Origin of the sequence: Lactobacillus sp. wkB10 (assembly GCF_000760615.1) — a bacterium.
In the GTDB taxonomy this organism is placed as follows: domain Bacteria; phylum Bacillota; class Bacilli; order Lactobacillales; family Lactobacillaceae; genus Lactobacillus; species Lactobacillus huangpiensis.
This window is the reverse complement of sequence record NZ_JRJB01000028.1, coordinates 1-1494: the sequence shown is the minus strand read 5'-3', so window position 1 is coordinate 1494 and position 1494 is coordinate 1. Positions and strand designations below refer to the sequence as shown.

The 1494-nt window shown below is 44.2% G+C and carries 1 protein-coding gene; it reads left to right on the top strand.

All coding sequences use genetic code 11. The features are described 5' to 3' along the window. Positions 1–55 precede the first annotated feature (55 nt). Positions 56–1461, top strand: a protein-coding gene (locus tag LACWKB10_RS10160; protein WP_369792500.1) for an IS3 family transposase whose coding sequence is annotated in 2 segments (ribosomal slippage) — positions 56–539 and positions 539–1461 — 1407 coding nt in all. Because the reading frame shifts where the segments join, the coding sequence is not laid out codon by codon here. Positions 1462–1494: the final 33 nt, after the last annotated feature.

Below are 1494 nucleotides of genomic sequence, written 5' to 3'. Positions count from 1 at the left end.
TTGAAGTGCTCCATAATAGTTAGACATTAATCTGACTATTAGGAGCACTTTTTTCATGACTAAATATTCAACTACTTTGAAAATGGAAATTTGCAGTAAATACTTATCCCACCAAACCTCTTTAGCTAAACTAGAACGCGAATACGGCATTGATCATACCGAGATTAGGGCCTGGGCAGAACGTGCCCGTAAACATGGCTTAGCCGCTTTAAAGGTTACTCACACCCGACAAACTTATTTGCCTGAATTCAAGCTAAATGTGGTACGCTTCTATCATGAACATCACATGGGAGTACTCCAGGTAGCTGCAGTTTTTAATCTTTCGCGGTCAGTAGTAAGACAATGGCTGGCGGCTTATCAGGCTGCAGGCTACTCTGGGCTGCTCCCAAAATCCAAGGGGAGACCACCAACCATGACTAAAAAGAAGCGTCAGAAGAAGCTTAAACCCACTAAGAAGCTAACCGAAGTAGAACAATTGCGTCGTCAGGTTGCTGAGCTAGAGGCACAAAAAGCCGACTTAGAATTGGATAACTTAATCCTAAAAAAAGTGGCTGCCCGATATCCACGCTCACCAACCGGCAAAAAACCAGAATAGTCGTGGAGATTCGGGCTGAGCGACCTGAGGTGCCGTTAAAGCTTTTGCTTGCCAAGCTGCACCTTAACCGCAAAACTTATTACGACAACCGCAGTCACCGATTGAACCGATTAGATAAATACGCTGCTGTTAAAGGCGTAATCAAGTCTATCTTCTACCAAGAAAGTGATGAGACTTACGGTTATCGACGTATGCATGGTGCACTCTTAGATCAAGGCTTTAGCTATGCGCCCAATACCGTGCGCAAGCTGATGCGGCAGCTGGGACTAAAGACCAGAGTCTACAGTAGGCGCACTGCACGCTACAGTTCTTATGCGGGCCCTGCAGGCGTAATCAAGGAAAACATTTTAAAGCAGCGGTTTAATGAAACCAGACCCTACCACGTCTTACACACGGATATTACCGAATACAAGCTGACCACAGGCAAAAAGGTTTATATTTCACCGGTCATTGATGAGGCCTCACTGGAAATACTGGCTTGTCAAGTCAGCTATTCGCCTAACATGAAGCTGGTTTATGATATGCTGGCAGAGCTTAAGCACAAGCTGCCTAAAACAGCCCAGCCTATTTTGCATTCAGATCAGGGTTTTCAATACCGCCACAGCGGCTATCAGACCAAACTAAGACAGATGAAGATTAAGCAAAGCATGTCGCGCAAGGGTAATTGCCACGATAATGCACCGGGAGAAACCATCTTCAACCTAATGAAACGGGAGAAGCTCAACCGCATTAAGATCAGTTCACTAGCAGAAATGCGGGAAGTACTGCATGATTACGTTTACTGGTTCAATCATATTAGAAGATCAAACAAACTAAAATACACGACCCCGATCAAATATCGAAATCGTGCATTGAGTCTTGCGTAATATTAAAATGTCTAACTTTTTAGTTGCACTTCA